The organism is Streptomyces sp. NPDC058335 (genome assembly GCF_042723915.1).
GTDB lineage: Bacteria > Actinomycetota > Actinomycetes > Streptomycetales > Streptomycetaceae > Streptomyces.
Genome location: NZ_JBHXHX010000007.1, coordinates 145,112 through 161,560 on the forward strand (window position 1 = coordinate 145,112; position 16,449 = coordinate 161,560).

The 16,449-nt window shown below is 71.1% G+C and carries 12 protein-coding genes and 2 pseudogenes; 9 read left to right on the top strand and 5 right to left on the bottom strand.

Annotated features, from left to right (window positions below):
- Positions 1-51 precede the first annotated feature (51 nt).
- Positions 52-624 (top strand): GNAT family N-acetyltransferase, encoded by a 573-nt coding sequence (locus ACFWJX_RS15450; RefSeq protein ID WP_383242287.1) that lies wholly within the window; start codon positions 52-54, stop codon positions 622-624.
- Here ACFWJX_RS15450 and ACFWJX_RS15455 read toward each other — a convergent pair.
- Entirely contained in the window at positions 605-1,648 is a 1,044-nt protein-coding gene (locus ACFWJX_RS15455) for a zinc-dependent alcohol dehydrogenase family protein (protein WP_383242289.1), read from the bottom strand. The two genes, ACFWJX_RS15450 and ACFWJX_RS15455, sit on opposite strands and share 20 nt — an antisense overlap.
- A gap of 91 nt (positions 1,649-1,739) precedes the next feature.
- Positions 1,740-1,940 (bottom strand): annotated as a pseudogene (locus tag ACFWJX_RS15460) (MMPL family transporter); the annotation flags it as partial.
- Between ACFWJX_RS15460 and ACFWJX_RS15465 the strand changes: the two are divergent.
- The 3 genes and pseudogenes from ACFWJX_RS15465 to ACFWJX_RS15475 form a co-directional block, all read left to right on the top strand.
- A pseudogene (locus ACFWJX_RS15465) lies at positions 1,932-2,169 on the top strand (TetR/AcrR family transcriptional regulator); the annotation flags it as partial. The pseudogenes ACFWJX_RS15460 and ACFWJX_RS15465 sit on opposite strands and share 9 nt — an antisense overlap.
- Before the next feature lie 100 nt (positions 2,170-2,269).
- The gene (locus ACFWJX_RS15470) at positions 2,270-2,509 is read left to right on the top strand and encodes a heavy-metal-associated domain-containing protein (protein WP_383242292.1); all 240 of its coding nucleotides are present in this window, start codon (positions 2,270-2,272) and stop codon (positions 2,507-2,509) included.
- 93 nt (positions 2,510-2,602) lie between these two features.
- Positions 2,603-4,858: a heavy metal translocating P-type ATPase gene (locus tag ACFWJX_RS15475; protein WP_383242295.1), complete on the top strand. Its 2,256-nt coding sequence runs from the start codon at positions 2,603-2,605 to the stop codon at positions 4,856-4,858.
- 903 nt (positions 4,859-5,761) lie between these two features.
- Here the strand turns inward: ACFWJX_RS15475 and ACFWJX_RS15480 are convergent.
- From ACFWJX_RS15480 to ACFWJX_RS15490, 3 genes are all read right to left on the bottom strand, one after another.
- Entirely contained in the window at positions 5,762-7,051 is a 1,290-nt protein-coding gene (locus ACFWJX_RS15480; protein WP_383242297.1) for a citrate synthase, read from the bottom strand.
- Positions 7,052-7,248: 197 nt separating this feature from the next.
- Positions 7,249-9,507 carry an ATP-dependent RecD-like DNA helicase gene (locus tag ACFWJX_RS15485; protein WP_383242300.1) on the bottom strand — a complete coding sequence of 753 codons (2,259 nt, stop codon included), beginning with the start codon at positions 9,505-9,507 and terminating at the stop codon, positions 7,249-7,251.
- 42 nt (positions 9,508-9,549) lie between these two features.
- Positions 9,550-9,915 (bottom strand): hypothetical protein, encoded by a 366-nt coding sequence (locus ACFWJX_RS15490; RefSeq protein ID WP_383242302.1) that lies wholly within the window; start codon positions 9,913-9,915, stop codon positions 9,550-9,552.
- Positions 9,916-10,137: 222 nt separating this feature from the next.
- Between ACFWJX_RS15490 and ACFWJX_RS15495 the strand changes: the two genes are divergently transcribed.
- The 5 genes from ACFWJX_RS15495 (at position 10,138) to rbsD (ending at position 16,110) form a co-directional block, all read left to right on the top strand.
- Positions 10,138-11,208 carry a LacI family DNA-binding transcriptional regulator gene (locus ACFWJX_RS15495; RefSeq protein ID WP_383242305.1) on the top strand — a complete coding sequence of 357 codons (1,071 nt, stop codon included), beginning with the start codon at positions 10,138-10,140 and terminating at the stop codon, positions 11,206-11,208.
- Positions 11,205-12,764, top strand: a complete 1,560-nt coding sequence (locus ACFWJX_RS15500) for a sugar ABC transporter ATP-binding protein (protein ID WP_383242308.1) — start codon at positions 11,205-11,207, stop codon at positions 12,762-12,764. Before ACFWJX_RS15495 ends, ACFWJX_RS15500 begins: the two co-directional genes overlap by 4 nt.
- The gene (locus tag ACFWJX_RS15505; RefSeq protein WP_383242311.1) at positions 12,754-14,709 is read left to right on the top strand and encodes a substrate-binding domain-containing protein; all 1,956 of its coding nucleotides are present in this window, start codon (positions 12,754-12,756) and stop codon (positions 14,707-14,709) included. Before ACFWJX_RS15500 ends, ACFWJX_RS15505 begins: the two co-directional genes overlap by 11 nt.
- A gap of 112 nt (positions 14,710-14,821) precedes the next feature.
- A complete protein-coding gene (locus ACFWJX_RS15510; protein WP_383242314.1) occupies positions 14,822-15,724 on the top strand; it encodes a ribokinase in 903 nt (300 codons plus the stop codon).
- Entirely contained in the window at positions 15,721-16,110 is a 390-nt protein-coding gene (rbsD, locus tag ACFWJX_RS15515; RefSeq protein WP_383242316.1) for a D-ribose pyranase, read from the top strand. The genes ACFWJX_RS15510 and rbsD overlap by 4 nt, the downstream gene beginning before the upstream one ends.
- The last annotated feature ends 339 nt before the right edge of the window (positions 16,111-16,449 follow it).

Genomic DNA, 16,449 nt, shown 5'->3' on the forward strand with positions numbered 1-16,449 from the left:
ACCGGAAAAACCGTTCTGTGCCCCGCCCTCGGGTGGGGCACAGTGCTGTCCATGGACCTGTGCGACTTCTCCGTCAAACCCCACCTCACCGGCGAGAGAACGGTGCTGCGGCCCTTCACCGAGGCGGACGCCGAGGTCATGTGGGAGATCATCGGGGACCCCGAGGTGATCCGCTTCACCTTCCCGCCGGACGGTGAACTCACCCTGGACCGGCTGCGGTCCTGGTACGCCACCCGCTCCGCGCAGCCCGACCGCCTCGACCTCGCCGTCACCGACCGGGCCACCGGCGAACTCGTCGGCGAGGTGGTCCTGCACGAGTACGACCCCTACACCCGCACCTGCACCTTCCGCACCCTGATCGGTCCCCGGGGCCGCGGTCGCGGCCTGGGCACCGAGGCGACCCGGCTGATCGTCGGCCACGGTTTCGAGCAACTGGGCCTGCACCGCATCCAGTTGGAGCTGTACGGCGACAATCCTCGGGCCCGGCGCGTCTACGAGAAGGTCGGCTTCGTGGTGGAGGGCGTGCGCCGGGAAGCCGCGCCGCGGGAGGAGGGCTGGGTGGACGAGGTCCTGATGGCGCTCCTGGACCGGGAGTGGGCCGCCCTCACCGCCACGGCTCGATGACGACGGCCCCGGCGCCGGGCGCCGTCCCCATCGCCGCGAGCGCGTCCGGTACGGCGTCCAGTGTGATCGTCGAGGTGACGAGCAGGTCGGGCCGGAGCACTCCCGCCCGGACCAGCTCCAGCATCGGGGGGTAGGTGTGGGCGGCCATGCCGTGGCTGCCCAGCAGTTCCAGCTCCAGGGCGATGGCGCGGGCCAGGGGGACGGGTGTCGTGCCGTCCGGGGAGGGCAGCAGGCCGACCTGGAGGTGCCGGCCGCGGCGGCGCAGGCCGTTCACCGAGGCGGCGCAGGTGGCGGGCGAGCCGAGGGCGTCGAGGGAGAGGTGCGCCCCGCCGCCGGTCAGCTCCCGCACCGCCGCCGCGGTGTCCGGGGTGTCCCGCGCGTCCACGCACTCGGCGGCACCGAACGACCGTGCCAGGTCCAGGGCCTTCGGGGAGACGTCCACGGCGATCACCCGAGCCCCCGAGGCGGCCGCGATCATCACCGCGGACAGGCCCACCCCGCCGCAGCCGTGCACGGCCACCCACTCCCCCGCCGCGACCCGGCCCTGCTGCACGACCGCCCGGAACGCGGTGGCGAACCGGCAGCCGAGGGCGGCGGCGGTGGAGTAGGAGAGGTCGCCGGGGATCGCGACCAGGTTCACGTCCGCGTGGTCCAGCGCCACGTACTGGGCGAAGGAGCCCCAGTGTGTGAAGCCGGGCTGGGTCTGGCGCTCGCAGACCTGGTGGTCGCCCGCCGCGCAGGACGGGCAGCTGCCGCAGCCGCACACGAAGGGCACGGTCACCCGGTCGCCGGGGCTCCACCGGGTGACCCGGGCGCCCACCTCCTCGACGACTCCGGCGAGTTCGTGGCCCGGTACGTGCGGCAGGGTGATGTCCGGGTCGTGGCCCACCCAGCCGTGCCAGTCGCTGCGGCACAGGCCGGTGGCCTCGACGCGGACCACCACACCGTGCTCCGCGGGGCGCGGGTCGGGCACCTCCCGGACCTCGGCCGGCTCCCCGTACCGCTCGAACACCACAGCCCGCATGCGCGACTCCTTCTGCCCGTCCCCGCCCTCACCGACCGTCCCCGGCCGGGGAGATCACCGCGAATGCTAGAGCCCTGCCCTGGGCCTCTCCCTAACCGCGGGCCCCCACCGTGTCCCGCTCGGGGTGCGGCTGGGCGGCCGGGGCCGGTTCGCCCTCGCTCAGGCCGAAGCGCTGGGGGAAGCGGCGCAGAGGACCGGGTGCCCACCAGGTGGCCTTGCCGGTGAGGCGCATGACGGCCGGGACCAGCAGGCTGCGGACGACCATCGCGTCCATCAGGACCGCGAGGCCGAGCTCTCCTCGCTGCTGCCCGACGCCTCCCCCGCCGACCTCTCCCGCACCGCCCAGATGTGTCTCGGCCTGTACAAGGCGGGCCTGGAGCTGTTCCTCGGCCGCGAGGGCGCCGAGCAGGAGGCGTACGTCCAGGAGCTGAAGAAACGTCCTCGTGCCCTATCCGGAACCGCTGGTCGGTGAGCGACCCGGCCGCGCCGAGGCGTCTTCGAAGTACCCCCTAGGGGTATAATGTGGGTGTAGTGGAGGCTCTCAGGGCCTTTGGCGGGTCCCTTCCGGCCAAACCCCTTCGACCGCCCCCCAGCCCACACGCCTCGACGAGGAGTAACGAGATGACCGCCCACACCGACACTCCCGGAACCGTCACCGCCGTCTACAAGGTGAGCGGCATGAGCTGCGGCCACTGCGAGGGGGCCGTCTCCGGCGAGATCTCCGGGATCTCCGGCGTCACGTCGGTGAAGGCCGTCGCCTCCACCGGCGAGGTCACCGTCGTCTCCGCCGTGACGCTGGACGACGAGGCCGTGCGCGCCGCCGTCGACGAGGCCGGCTTCGAGCTGGTCGGCCGCGCCTGAGCCGCGCCCGAGTCAGCCCCTCTTGGATGCGGGCCGTGCCGACCGGTGGACACTGGTCGGACACGGCCCGTTCCGCTCCCTGGAGTCACGGACATGTCCAGCACCACCACGGCCCCGACGACCGCCGAGCCCTGCGAGGGCTCCGAGGTCGAGCTGCTCATCGGCGGGATGACCTGCGCCTCCTGCGCGGCCCGCGTGGAGAAGAAGCTCAACCGCATGGACGGCGTCACCGCGACGGTCAACTACGCCACCGAGAAGGCGCGGATCAGCTACCCCGCCGGGGTGGAGGTCGCCGACCTGATCGCGACCGTCGTGAAGACCGGCTACACCGCCGAGGAGCCCGCGCCCCCGGCCGAGGCCCCGACCTCCGAGGAGACACCGGCCGAGTCGTCCGGGGACCCCGAACTGTCGGCCCTGCGCCACCGCCTCCTCGTCTCCGGCCTGCTCGCCGCACCCGTCGTCCTGCTGGCCATGGTCCCGGCCCTCCAGTTCGACAACTGGCAGTGGCTGTCGCTGACGCTGGCCGCGCCCGTCGTCGTCTGGGGCGGACTGCCCTTCCACCGGGCGGCCTGGACGAATCTGCGGCACGGCGCCTCCACCATGGACACGCTCGTCTCCGTCGGCACCCTGGCCGCGTTCGGCTGGTCACTGTGGGCGCTGTTCCTCGGCGAGGCGGGCATGCCCGGCATGCGGCACCCCTTCGAGCTGACCGTCTCGCGCGCCGACGGCGCCTCCACGATCTATCTGGAGGTCGCCGCCGGCGTCACCGCCTTCATCCTCCTCGGCCGCTACCTGGAGGTCCGGTCCAAGCGGCGCGCCGGAGCCGCGCTCAGGGCGCTGATGGAGCTGGGCGCCAAGGACGTGGCCGTCCTGCGGGACGGGCGGGAGACCCGGATCCCCGTGGAACGGCTGGCGGTCGGGGACCGGTTCGTCGTCCGGCCCGGCGAGAAGATCGCCACCGACGGCACCGTCGCCGAGGGCGTCTCCGCCGTCGACGTCTCCATGCTGACCGGCGAGTCGGTGCCGTCGGACGTCGGTCCCGGCGACACCGTCACCGGCGCCACCGTGAACGCCGGCGGCCGGCTCGTCGTCGAGGCGACCCGGATCGGTGCGGACACCCGGATCGCCCGCATGGCCCGGCTCGTCGAGGACGCGCAGAGCGGCAAGGCCGAGGTGCAGCGGCTGGCCGACCGGGTCGCCGCGGTCTTCGTCCCCGTCGTCCTGCTGATCGCCACCGCCACCTTCGGCGCCTGGCTCGGTCTGACCGGCGACACCGTCGCCGCGTTCACGGCGGCCGTCGCCGTCCTGATCATCGCCTGCCCGTGCGCCCTGGGCCTCGCGACGCCCACCGCCCTCCTGGTCGGCACCGGCCGGGGCGCCCAGCTCGGCATCCTCATCAAGGGCCCGGAGGTCCTGGAGAACACCCGCCGGGTCGACACCGTGGTCCTCGACAAGACCGGCACCGTCACCACCGGCCGGATGACCCTCCAGGAGGTGTACGCCGCCGAGGGCACCGACGAGAAGGAGCTGCTGAGGCTCGCGGGCGCCCTGGAGCACGCCTCCGAGCACCCGGTCGCCCGAGCGGTCGCCGCGGGCGCCGAGGAACGGGCCGGGGAACTGCCGCCGGCCGAGCACTTCGAGAACGTCCCCGGGCGGGGCGTACGCGGGCGCGTGGAGGGCCACGAGGTGGTCGTGGGCCGACTCTTCGACGACCTCCCGCCGGACCTGGCGCGCGCCAGGGACGAGGCCGAGCGCCGTGGTCGTACGGCGGTCGTCGTCGGGTGGGACGGGGCGGTGCGCGGGGTGCTCGTGGTCGCCGACGCGGTCAAGGAGACCAGTGCCGAGGCCGTACGGGAGCTGCGCGCGCTCGGTCTCACGCCGGTGCTGCTGACCGGGGACAACCGGGCGGTGGCCGAGGCGGTGGCGGCGGAGGTCGGCATCGACGAGGTGGTCGCCGAGGTGCTGCCCGAGGACAAGGTCGCCGTCGTGAAGCGGCTCCAGGACGAGGGGCGGGTCGTCGCCATGGTCGGCGACGGGGTCAACGACGCCGCCGCGCTGGCCACCGCCGACCTGGGCCTGGCGATGGGCACGGGCACGGACGCGGCGATCGAGGCGGGCGATCTGACGCTGGTGCGCGGGGACCTGCGGGTCGCGGCGGACGCGATCCGGCTGTCCCGGCGGACCCTGGCAACGATCAAGGGCAACCTGGTGTGGGCCTTCGGCTACAACGTGGCCGCGCTGCCGCTGGCCGCGGGCGGACTGCTCAACCCGATGCTCGCCGGGGCGGCGATGGCCTTCTCGTCCGTTTTCGTGCTGACGAACAGTTTGCGGCTACGGACATTCCGCTGACGTGAGGCGAAGTACCCGGAAGTTACCGGCGGTTAGGGCCAAGTCGAAACAACAGCCCCCCTGGAGTCCGGCGCGAGCCTCACATAAGCTCTTCACAAGGCTCGCGCATCATCCTTACGCTTGGGCCCCGATCGCCGTATCCGGGCCCTTGCGTATGTAACGGGACATATGCAAGAGACACAGATCACAGTGATGTGAACGTAACCATCAAAGGGGTCCGACGGTCTAAGTTGACGATGTCAGGAAGCGTCTTGGGGGGCGCCGACTGGCATCTGGAGATGTCTTGGGGGACTTCTCCAGAGATGCGTTGCCGGGGCAGGCACACCGGGAAGCTTTGAGCGGCCCTCCCAGCGTGCACTGTCCCGGCAGATCGCACACACGGCGGGGGTACGGCGAGTTCTGCTCGTTCTGCTCAACTCCCGCCGAGGAACAATCACATATGGCATCAGCGAATTCAGGCGCTGTGTCCTCCAGACGCCCGGCCGGATCCCGTGGGGGGAATCCGCACCGGGACATGGGAAGGCGCCCTGGTCGTCGGCCCGTGGGGGGACCGACGCACCAGGGCGCCTTCTTCATGCCCATCTGACGCTTCCCGCGTCGCTCACGCGCTGCGAGGCGTCTGCGGTACGAGGGGAGTGCGGTACGAGGTGACTGCGGGGCTGCCCTTCCGGACAGCCCCTCCTTCACGCGCCCAACGGCCCGGCCGGCGGGCGCGCCCGTCGGCAGAGATCAGCGTTCCTCGACCGGGACGAAGTCGCGCTCGACCGTGGCCGTGCCGCCCCGGGGGACAATCCCCGGCCCCCCGGCCGCAGACCGGCAACCGACCGACCCTGCTCCGAACCGCCCCCGCCGACCGACGCCGGACAGCGGGCGCCCGGTCAAAGGCGCCCGCAACAGCAGGGGTCAGCGCTCCTCGACCGGGACGAAGTCGCGCTCGACGACGCCCGTGTAGATCTGGCGCGGGCGGCCGATGCGGGAGCCCGGCTCCTTGATCATCTCGTGCCACTGGGCGATCCAGCCCGGCAGGCGGCCGAGGGCGAACAGGACCGTGAACATCTCGGTCGGGAAGCCCATGGCCCGGTAGATCAGGCCGGTGTAGAAGTCGACGTTCGGGTAGAGGTTGCGCGAGACGAAGTAGTCGTCGGAGAGCGCGTGCTCCTCCAGCTTCAGCGCGATGTCCAGCAGCTCGTCGGACTTGCCGAGGGCCGAGAGGACGTCGTGCGCCGCCGCCTTGATGATCTTCGCGCGGGGGTCGAAGGACTTGTACACCCGGTGGCCGAAGCCCATCAGGCGGACGCCGTCCTCCTTGTTCTTCACCTTGCGGATGAAGGAGTCGACGTCGCCGCCGTTGGCCTGGATGCCCTCGAGCATCTCCAGGACGGACTGGTTGGCGCCGCCGTGCAGCGGGCCCCACAGGGCGTTGATGCCGGCCGAGATCGACGCGAACATGTTGGCCTGCGAGGAGCCGACCAGGCGCACCGTGGACGTCGAACAGTTCTGCTCGTGGTCCGCGTGCAGGATCAGCAGCTTGTCGAGCGCGGAGACGACGACCGGGTCCAGGTCGTACTCCTGCGCGGGGACCGAGAAGGTCATGCGGAGGAAGTTCTCGACGTAGCCGAGGTCGTTGCGCGGGTAGACGAACGGGTGACCGATCGACTTCTTGTACGCGTACGCCGCGATCGTGGGGAGCTTGGCGAGCAGCCGGATCGTCGAGAGGTTGCGCTGCTTCTCGTCGAACGGGTTGTGGCTGTCCTGGTAGAACGTCGACAGCGCCGAGACGACCGACGACAGCATCGCCATCGGGTGGGCGTCGCGCGGGAAGCCGCGGTAGAAGTTCTTGACGTCCTCGTGCAGCAGGGTGTGCTGCGTGATGTCGTTCTTGAAGACGGTGAGCTCGTCGACCGTGGGCAGCTCGCCGTTGATCAGCAGGTAGGCGACCTCGAGGAAGGTCGACCGCTCGGCCAGCTGCTCGATCGGGTAGCCGCGGTACCGGAGGATGCCCTGTTCGCCGTCAAGGTAGGTGATGGCGGATTTATAGGCGGCGGTGTTTCCGTAACCGCTGTCCAGGGTCACGAGACCGGTCTGGGCGCGGAGCTTCCCGATGTCGAAGCCCTTGTCGCCGACGGTGCTGTCGATCACCGGGTAGGTGTACTCGCCGTCGCCGTACCGCAGTACTACAGAGTTGTCGCTCACGTCATCCCTCACCGACGTTGTGCCTCTTCTTCGAGGTTGCCCTGACTGTCTCTACCATCCCCCATTTGGCGCAGGAGAGTGCACTCGGGGTCGGCCATTGGGCTTATCCACGGCACTCAGTGCCGCCAACTGCTCATCCTGCCGCCTTCGTCACGCTTGCGGAAGTGCTCTGTGACCTTCGTGACTCATTTGATCGATCATTTTTTGTGCTGCCCGGAGAGCCGGTGGTCCAGAGCCGTGCAACGGCGGCCCGCCGACACGGTACGCACCGCCTGGCCGATGGCCTTGCGGGAGCCGACGAGGACGACCAGCCTCTTGGCGCGGGTGACGGCCGTATACAAAAGGTTCCGCTGAAGCATCATCCATGCTCCGGTGGTGACGGGGATCACCACTGCGGGGTATTCACTCCCCTGTGAACGGTGGATCGTCACCGCGTACGCGTGGGCGAGTTCGTCCAGCTCGTCGAACTCGTAGGGAACCTCCTCGTCCTCGTCGGTCAGCACGGTGAGGCGCTGGTCGACCGGATCGAGCGAGGTGACCACGCCCACGGTGCCGTTGAAGACGCCGTTCTCCCCCTTGTCGTAGTTGTTGCGGATCTGGGTGACCTTGTCGCCGACGCGGAAGACCCGGCCGCCGAACCGCTTCTCGGGTACGTCGGGGCGGCCGGGGGTGATGGCCTGCTGGAGCAGTCCGTTGAGGGCGCCGGCGCCGGCCGGGCCGCGGTGCATGGGCGCGAGGACCTGGACGTCCCGGCGGGGGTCGAGGCCGAACTTGGCCGGAATCCGACGGGCGGCCACGTCCACCGTGAGCCGGCCCGCCTCCTCCGTGTCGTCCTCGACGAAGAGGAAGAAGTCCTTCATGCCGTCGGTGAGCGGATGCTGCCCGGCGTTGATCCGGTGCGCGTTGGTCACCACGCCGGACTGCTGGGCCTGGCGGAACACACGTAGGAGGCGCACGGCGGGGATCGGGCCGCCGTCGGCGAGCATGTCACGCAGCACCTCGCCGGCGCCGACGCTGGGGAGCTGGTCCACGTCGCCGACGAAGAGGAGATGGGCGCCCGGCGGGATCGCCTTCACCAGCTTGTTGGCGAGCAACAGGTCCAGCATCGAGGCCTCGTCGACGACCACCAGATCGGCGTCCAGCGGGCGGTCGCGGTCGTACGCCGCGTCGCCGCCGGGCTTCAGTTCGAGGAGCCGGTGCACGGTGGAGGCCTCGGCTCCGGTCAGTTCGGCGAGGCGCTTGGCGGCACGGCCGGTGGGGGCGGCGAGGACCACCTTGGCCTTCCTGGCGCGGGCCAGTTCCACGATCGAGCGGACCGTGAAGGACTTGCCGCAGCCGGGGCCGCCGGTCAGCACGGCGACCTTCTCGGTCAACGCGAGCTTGACGGCGGCCTCCTGCTCGGGGGCGAGGTCGGCGCCGGTACGGGTCCGCAGCCAGGCCAGCGCCTTGTCCCAGGCCACGTCACGGAAGCCCGGCATGCGGTCCTCGCCGGTGCGCAGGAGGCGCAACAGCTGGGCGGAGAGGGAGAGTTCGGCCCGGTGGAAGGGGACCAGGTAGACGGCCGTGACGGGTTCCGCGCCGCCGTCCGGGCCCGGCACCTTCTCCCGTACGACACCGGGGTCCTCGCCCTCCTCGGGGGGCGCGGCGAGTTCGGCGAGGCACTCGATGACGAGGCCGGTGTCGACCTGCAACAGCTTGACCGCGTCGGCGATCAGGCGCTCCTCCGGGAGGTAGCAGTGGCCCTGGTCGCTGGACTGGGACAGCGCGTACTGGAGGCCCGCCTTGACGCGCTCCGGACTGTCGTGCGGGATGCCGACGGACTGGGCGATCTTGTCGGCGGTGAGGAAGCCGATGCCCCAGACGTCGGACGCCAGGCGGTACGGCTGGTTCTTCACGACCGCGATCGAGGCGTCACCGTACTTCTTGTAGATGCGGACCGCGATCGACGTCGACACCTCGACGGTCTGCAGGAAGAGCATGACCTCCTTGATCGCCTTCTGTTCCTCCCAGGCCTCGGCGATCTTCCTGGTGCGCTTCGGGCCGAGGCCGGGCACCTCGACGAGGCGCTTCGGCTCCTCCTCGATGATCTTCAGGGTGTCCATGCCGAAGTGCTGGGTGATGCGGTCGGCGAAGACCGGTCCGATGCCCTTGACCAGCCCTGATCCGAGGTAGCGGCGGATGCCCTGGATGGTGGCGGGGAGGAGTGTCGTGTAGTTCTCGACGGTGAACTGCTTGCCGTACTGCGGGTGGGAGCCCCAGCGGCCCTCCATGCGCAGGGACTCGCCGGCCTGGGCGCCGAGCAGCGCGCCGACGACCGTCAGGAGGTCGCCGGCGCCGCGGCCGGTGTCGACGCGGGCGACTGTGTAGCCGGTTTCCTCGTTCGCGTACGTGATGCGCTCCAGTACGCCTTCCAGGACGGCAAGTTGCCGGTCCCCGCTCGCCGTCGGTCGCTCCATGATCCGACGGTACCGCCCGGCACCGACAATCCGGCCGTCGGCTCATCCGGCCTGGGCCACCACGTGGTCGATCACCTTCTGGAACTCCTCGGTCGGGGAGAACTCGACGAATACACAGTCCTCCAGGGCCATGGGGATGTGGCCGGGCGCCCAGTAGTAGGCCTGTCCCTCCTCGTAGACCCGCTCGCCCTCGGCCGTGAGCATCCGCAACCGGCCCTTGAGCATGTAGCCCCAGTGCGGGGCCTGGCAGGCGTCGTCGGGCAGGCCCTTCAGCGCGGGGCCCATGTCGGTGCCCTGCGGGAGGGTGACGTAGCCGACGGACAGGCCGCCGCCGATCGGCTGGACGCGCAGTTCGACCCCGTTGCCTTCGAGCACGACGGGAACGTCGTTCCTCGTCACCGACGTCATGACTCCTCCGTCTCCGGTCCGCCGGGCCGACGGGCCTCGCAGACGTCCCTGCGTGTTTCCAGGCTGTGCCTCCCGCGCCCGGCCTGCGACCGGAGCACGGACGGGCGCGGGTCATCACGGTTCGGTCTCGGGCTCGCCAGGGTCTTGATTTACCTCTGTGTAATCGATTCCAATCCTTCCCGTACGGCGTTGTAATCGATTCCACGAGGAGGTGGAGCGGCGATGGCGAGCATCAAGGACGTCGCTGCCGAGGCGGGCGTTTCCGTCGCCACGGTGTCGCGGGTCCTGAACGACCATCCGTCGGTCAGCGCGGACGCGCGCACGCGTGTGCTGGCCGCCGTCGAGGCGCTGGGCTACCGCCCGAACGCCGTCGCCCGGTCGCTGCGCACCGATCAGACCCGCACCCTGGGCCTGGTCATCAGCGACGTGATGAACCCCTACTTCACCGAGCTGGCACGCTCCGTCGAGGAGGCGGCCCGCGCGCTCGGCTACAGCGTCATCATCGGTAACGCCGACGAGCGGCCCGACCTCCAGGACCACCACGTACGGACCCTGCTGGACCGCCGTATCGACGGTCTGCTCGTCTCGCCCACCGACGGCGGCTCGCCGCTGATGCTGGACGCCGCGCGCGGGGGGACCCCGATGGTGTTCGTCGACCGGTGGATCCCCGGCGTGGACGTGCCGGTCGTCCGGGCGGACGGACGGGCCGCCGTACGGGACCTGGTGGCGCACCTGCACCGGCTGGGGCACCGTCGGCTCGCGATCATCGCGGGCCCGGCCGCCACCACCACCGGCAGCGAGCGCGTCGAGGCCTTCCGGGAGGCCCTCGGCGCCTGCGGCATCGATCTCCCGGACGTCTACATCGGGCAGGGCGACTTCCAGGCCGAGAGCGGACGGCGGGTCACCGAGGGCTTCCTCGACCTGCCCGAGCCGCCCGAGGTCGTGTTCGCCGCCGACAACCTGATGGCGCTCGGCGCGCTGGACGCCGTACGCGCGCGTGGGCTGCGCGTTCCCGACGACCTCGCGCTCGCCGCGTTCGACGACATCCCGTGGTTCGTGCACACCGATCCCCCGATCACCGCCATCGCCCAGCCGACGGGCGAGCTGGGGCGCGCGGCCGTACGCGCGCTGGTCGACCGGATCGAGGGGCGGGCCCCCCGGTCCGTCACCCTCCCCGCCCGTCTCGTCGTGCGCCGCTCGTGCGGCGAGGGCGGCGAGGGCGGCGAGGGCGGCCAGAAGCCGCAGAGCGGCCAGAACGGCGAGAACTCAGCAAGGAACAGGAGCCAGTCGTGAGCAACGCGGACGAGTTGCTGCGCATCGAAGGCATACGCAAGACCTTCCCCGGGGTGGTCGCGCTCGACAGCGTCGACTTCGACCTGCGGCGGGGCGAGGTGCATGTGCTGCTCGGTGAGAACGGCGCGGGCAAGAGCACCCTCATCAAGATGCTCTCCGGCGCCTACACACCCGACGCCGGGCGGATCCTGGCCGGCGGCGAGGAGGTGCGCATCCACGGGGCGCAGGATTCCGAGCGTCTCGGGATCGCGACCATCTACCAGGAGTTCAACCTCGTACCGGACCTGACGGTCGCCGAGAACATCTTCCTGGGGCGCCAGCCGCGCCGGTTCGGGATGATCGACCGCAAGCGGATGGAGGCCGACGCCGCCGTCCTGCTGGAGCGGGTCGGCGTGCCCGTGTCGCCCCGCGCGCGGGTGCGTGAACTGGGCATCGCGCGCCTCCAGATGGTCGAGATCGCCAAGGCGCTGAGCCTGGACGCGCGCGTGCTGATCATGGACGAGCCGACCGCCGTGCTCACCTCCGAGGAGGTCGAGAAGCTGTTCGCGATCGTGCGCAGGCTGCGCGAGGACGGCGTGGGCATCGTGTTCATCACCCACCACCTGGAGGAGATCGCGGCCCTGGGCGACCGGGTCACGGTCATCCGGGACGGCAGGAGCGTCGGGCAGGTCCCGGCGTCCACGCCCGAGGACGAACTCGTACGGCTGATGGTGGGCCGTTCCATCGAGCAGCAGTACCCGCGCGAGCGCGCCGACACCGGAGCCGCCCTGCTGTCCGTCGAAGGCCTGACGCGGGACGGCGTCTTCCACGACGTCAGCTTCGAGGTGCGGGCCGGCGAGGTCGTCGGGGTGGCCGGACTGGTCGGCGCGGGTCGTACCGAGGTCGTACGGGCCGTGTTCGGGGCGGACCCGTACGACCACGGAGCCGTGCGGGTGGCGGGCGCGCGGCTGCGCCGCCACGACGTGACCGCGGCGATGGCCGCCGGGATCGGGCTCGTGCCGGAGGACCGCAAGGGCCAGGGGCTGGTGCTGGACGCCTCCGTCGAGGAGAACCTCGGCCTGGTCACCCTGCGTTCGGCCACCCGTGCCGGGCTCGTCGACCTCAGGGGACAGCACGAGGCCGCGGGCCGCATCGCCGCGCAGCTCGGGGTGCGCATGGCCGGGCTCGGTCAGCAGGTGCGGACGCTGTCCGGCGGCAACCAGCAGAAGGTCGTCATCGGCAAGTGGTTGCTGGCGGACACCAAGGTGCTGATCCTCGACGAGCCGACGCGCGGTATCGACGTCGGCGCCAAGGTCGAGATCTACCAGCTGATCAACGAGCTGACGGCCGCCGGGGCCGCCGTCCTGATGATCTCCAGCGATCTGCCCGAGGTGCTCGGCATGAGCGACCGGGTGCTGGTGATGGCCCAGGGCCGGATCGCCGGCGAACTCGCCGCGGACGAGGCCACGCAGGACGCGGTGATGGCACTCGCCGTGAGCACTCCCACCACCCCCGGTACCCCCACCACCCCTACCACCCCTGCTACTTCCGAAGTGGAGACCGGCCGTGGCCGCTGACACGCTCAAGAGCACGACGGGCGCCGGTGGCGGCGCCGCGGCGGTGCGCCGCCTGCTGCTCGACAACGGGGCGCTCACCGCGCTCATCGTCCTCGTCATCGCCATGTCGGCGCTGTCGGGAGACTTCCTGACCACGGACAACCTGCTCAACGTGGGTGTCCAGGCGGCCGTGACCGCCATCCTCGCCTTCGGCGTGACCTTCGTGATCGTCTCCGCGGGCATCGACCTGTCGGTCGGCTCGGTCGCGGCGCTCTCGGCCACCGTCCTCGCCTGGAGCGCCACCTCGCACGGCGTGCCGGTCGTCCTGGCGGTCGTCCTGGCCGTCGCCACCGGCATCGCGGCCGGTCTCGTGAACGGTTTCCTCATCGCTTACGGCAAGTTGCCGCCGTTCATCGCGACGCTCGCCATGCTGTCGGTGGCCCGCGGTCTGTCGCTGGTGATCTCCGAGGGCTCCCCGATCGCGTTCCCCGACTCCGTCTCGCACCTCGGGGACACGCTCGGCGGCTGGCTGCCGGTGCCCGTGCTGGTCATGGTCGTCATGGGCCTGATCGCGGCGTTCGTCCTCGGGCGCACCTACATCGGCCGCTCGATGTACGCCATCGGCGGCAACGAGGAGGCCGCGCGCCTGTCCGGGCTGCGGGTGAAGAAGCAGAAGCTCGCGATCTACGCGCTGTCCGGCGTTTTCGCCGCCGCCGCGGGCATCGTGCTCGCCTCCCGGCTGTCCTCCGCGCAGCCGCAGGCCGCCGACGGCTACGAGCTGGACGCCATCGCCGCCGTCGTCATCGGCGGCGCCTCCCTCGCGGGGGGTACGGGTAAGGCGTCCGGCACCCTGATCGGCGCGCTGATCCTGGCGGTGCTCCGCAACGGCCTCAACCTCCTCTCCGTGTCGGCGTTCTGGCAGCAGGTCGTCATCGGTGTCGTCATCGCGCTGGCCGTGCTGCTGGACACCGTGCGCCGCAAGGCCGGGGCGACCCCGGTGGCCGCCGGGACCGGCGGCAGCGGCGGCAAGGGCCGGCAGGCGATGACGTACGGGCTCGCCGCGGTCGTCACCGTGGCGGTGGTCGGCGCGACCTCCTTCCTGCACAGCGGTTCCTCGTCGACGTCGAACCCGAAGGTCGGTCTGGCGCTGTCCACCCTCAACAACCCGTTCTTCGTGCAGATCCAGTCGGGCGCGAAGGCCGAGGCGAAGAAGCTCGGCCTCGACCTGACCGTCACCGACGCGCAGAACGACGCCTCGCAGCAGGCCAACCAGCTCCAGAACTTCACCAGTTCCGGCTACGACGCGATCATCGTCAACCCGGTGGACTCGGACGCGGCCGGTCCGGCCGTACGGGCCGCCGACAAGGCGAAGATCCCGGTCGTCGCGGTCGACCGCGGCGTCAACAAGGCGACCACGGACACCCTCGTGGCCTCCGACAACGTGGCCGGCGGTGAACTCGCCGCCAAGACGGTCGCCGAGAAGCTCGGCGGCACCGGCAAGATCGTGATCCTCCAGGGGCAGGCGGGCACGTCCGCGGCGCGGGAGCGCGCCGCGGGCTTCGCGAAGGGCCTGAAGGCCTTCCCCGGCATCCAGGTGCTGGCCCAGCAGCCGGCCGACTTCGACCGCACCAAGGGCCTCGACGTGATGTCGAACCTGCTCCAGGCGCACCCGGACGTCCAGGGCGTCATCGCCGCCAACGACGAGATGGCGCTCGGCGCGATCAAGGCGCTCGGCTCCAAGGCCGGCAAGTCCGTGCAGGTCGTCGGCTTCGACGGCACCCCGGACGGCCTGACCGCGGTCACGAACGGCACGCTGTACGCGTCCGTGGCGCAGCAGCCCTCGGAGCTGGGCAGGATCGCCGTGGACAACGCACTGAAGGCGTTCCAGGGCAAGAAGGTCGCGGAGACGGTGAAGGTGCCGGTGAAGGTGGTCACGAAGGAGAACGTGGCCGGCTTCACGGGCTGACATTCGGCAAGCGGTTACAACAAACGGTTGCAGCAAGCGATTACGGCAAGCGGGCGGGCGGTCGGGGGACCGCCCGCCTCACGTCACGTGCGACGTACGTAGGGGAGTTCTCATGTACGACTACGACCTTCTGGTCGTAGGGTCGGCCAACGCCGACCTGGTGATCGGCGTCGAACGGCGCCCGGCGGCGGGCGAGACCGTCCTCGGCTCCGACCTGGCCGTCCATCCGGGCGGCAAGGGCGCCAACCAGGCGGTCGCGGCCGCCCGCCTCGGCGCCCGTACGGCGCTGCTGGCCCGGATCGGCGACGACGCGTACGGCAGGCTGCTGCTCGACTCGCAGCGGGCGGCCGGGGTCGACACCGTGGGCGTACTGGTGGGCGGGGCGCCGACCGGGATCGCGCTGATCACGGTGGACCCGTCGGGCGACAACAGCATCGTGGTGTCCCCGGGCGCGAACGGCCGCCTGACACCGGAGGACGTGCGTGCCGCCGCCGGGCTGTTCCACACCTCCCGCGTGGTGTCGGCGCAGCTGGAGATCCCGCTGGAGACGGTCGTGGAGGTCGTACGGAGTCTGGTGCCCGGCAGCCGCTTCGTGCTGAACCCGTCGCCGCCGCGCCCGATGCCCGCCGAGGTGCTCGCGGCCTGCGATCCGCTGATCGTCAACGAGCACGAGGCGAAGGTGATCCTCGGTGACACGGCCGCCGGTGACCGGCCCGAGGACTGGGCGCGGGTGCTGCTGGCGAAGGGGCCGAAGTCGGTGGTGGTGACGCTGGGTTCGCAGGGCGCGCTGGTGGCGTCGGCGGAGGGTGCGGAGCGGGTGGCGGCGGTGAAGGTGGACGCCGTGGACACGACCGGGGCGGGCGACTCCTTCACGGCGGCGCTGGCGTGGAAGCTGGGCGCGGGTTCCTCGCTCGCCGAGGCCGCGGGATACGCGGCGCGGGTGGGGGCGGTGGCCGTGACCCGGCGGGGCGCGCAGGAGTCGTTCCCCACGGCGGCGGAGGTCGAGGCCCGGTGAGGAAGGGCGGGATACTCAACCGTCATCTCGCGGGCGCCCTCGCCGAGTTGGGGCACGGGCACGAGGTGCTGGTGTGCGACGCGGGCATGCCGATACCCGAGGGCCCGCGGGTCGTGGACCTCGCCTTCCGGGCGGGCGTGCCGTCGTTCGCCGAGGTCCTGGAGGGCCTGCTGGCCGAGCTGGTCGTGGAGGGCGCGACGGCGGCCCGCGAGGTACGGGAGGCGAACCCGGCGGCGGCCGCGCTGCTGGACGGGCACTTCCCCGGGCTGGCCCTGGTCCCGCACGAGGAGCTGAAAAGGCGGTCGGCGGGGGCGCGGCTGGTGGTGCGGACCGGGGAGGCGCGGCCGTACGCGAATGTGCTGCTGCGGTGCGGGGTGTTCTTCTGACGGCGCGATGACCCCCGCGAATGCTTCGAGGGGCCCGGTCCGTCGACCGGGCCCCTCTTGCTCGCCCCCTCCGTCGTCAGAACCCCCGCGATCCCCCCGGATCCCCCCTCCAGAAGTCCTGACACCGTGTATGACCCGCGTGACGGCGGAACGGTTGCACGGCGGTCGAGGAAATCCCGAAGCCGAACGGACGGCGGAACAGGCGAGCGAAGAAATCTGGCCGGTGGCACATGCCGGACGCACCAAACATACGCGCCGAGGAATCCACCTGTTGTGATGAAGCCGCAGCTCAGGGCGGTAATCCTCCCGAAAAGCCCACCATGATGACGAGGTCTCCCC

Bases quoted from the DNA above. Each gene is read 5' to 3' on its own strand.
- ACFWJX_RS15450 (WP_383242287.1), top strand. From the start codon at position 52: ATGGACCTGTGCGACTTCTCCGTCAAACCCCACCTCACCGGCGAGAGA.
- ACFWJX_RS15455 (WP_383242289.1), bottom strand. From the start codon at position 1,648: ATGCGGGCTGTGGTGTTCGAGCGGTACGGGGAGCCGGCCGAGGTCCGG.
- ACFWJX_RS15470 (WP_383242292.1), top strand. From the start codon at position 2,270: ATGACCGCCCACACCGACACTCCCGGAACCGTCACCGCCGTCTACAAG.
- ACFWJX_RS15475 (WP_383242295.1), top strand. From the start codon at position 2,603: ATGTCCAGCACCACCACGGCCCCGACGACCGCCGAGCCCTGCGAGGGC.
- ACFWJX_RS15485 (WP_383242300.1), bottom strand. From the start codon at position 9,507: ATGGAGCGACCGACGGCGAGCGGGGACCGGCAACTTGCCGTCCTGGAA.
- ACFWJX_RS15490 (WP_383242302.1), bottom strand. From the start codon at position 9,915: ATGACGTCGGTGACGAGGAACGACGTTCCCGTCGTGCTCGAAGGCAAC.
- ACFWJX_RS15495 (WP_383242305.1), top strand. From the start codon at position 10,138: ATGGCGAGCATCAAGGACGTCGCTGCCGAGGCGGGCGTTTCCGTCGCC.
- ACFWJX_RS15510 (WP_383242314.1), top strand. From the start codon at position 14,822: ATGTACGACTACGACCTTCTGGTCGTAGGGTCGGCCAACGCCGACCTG.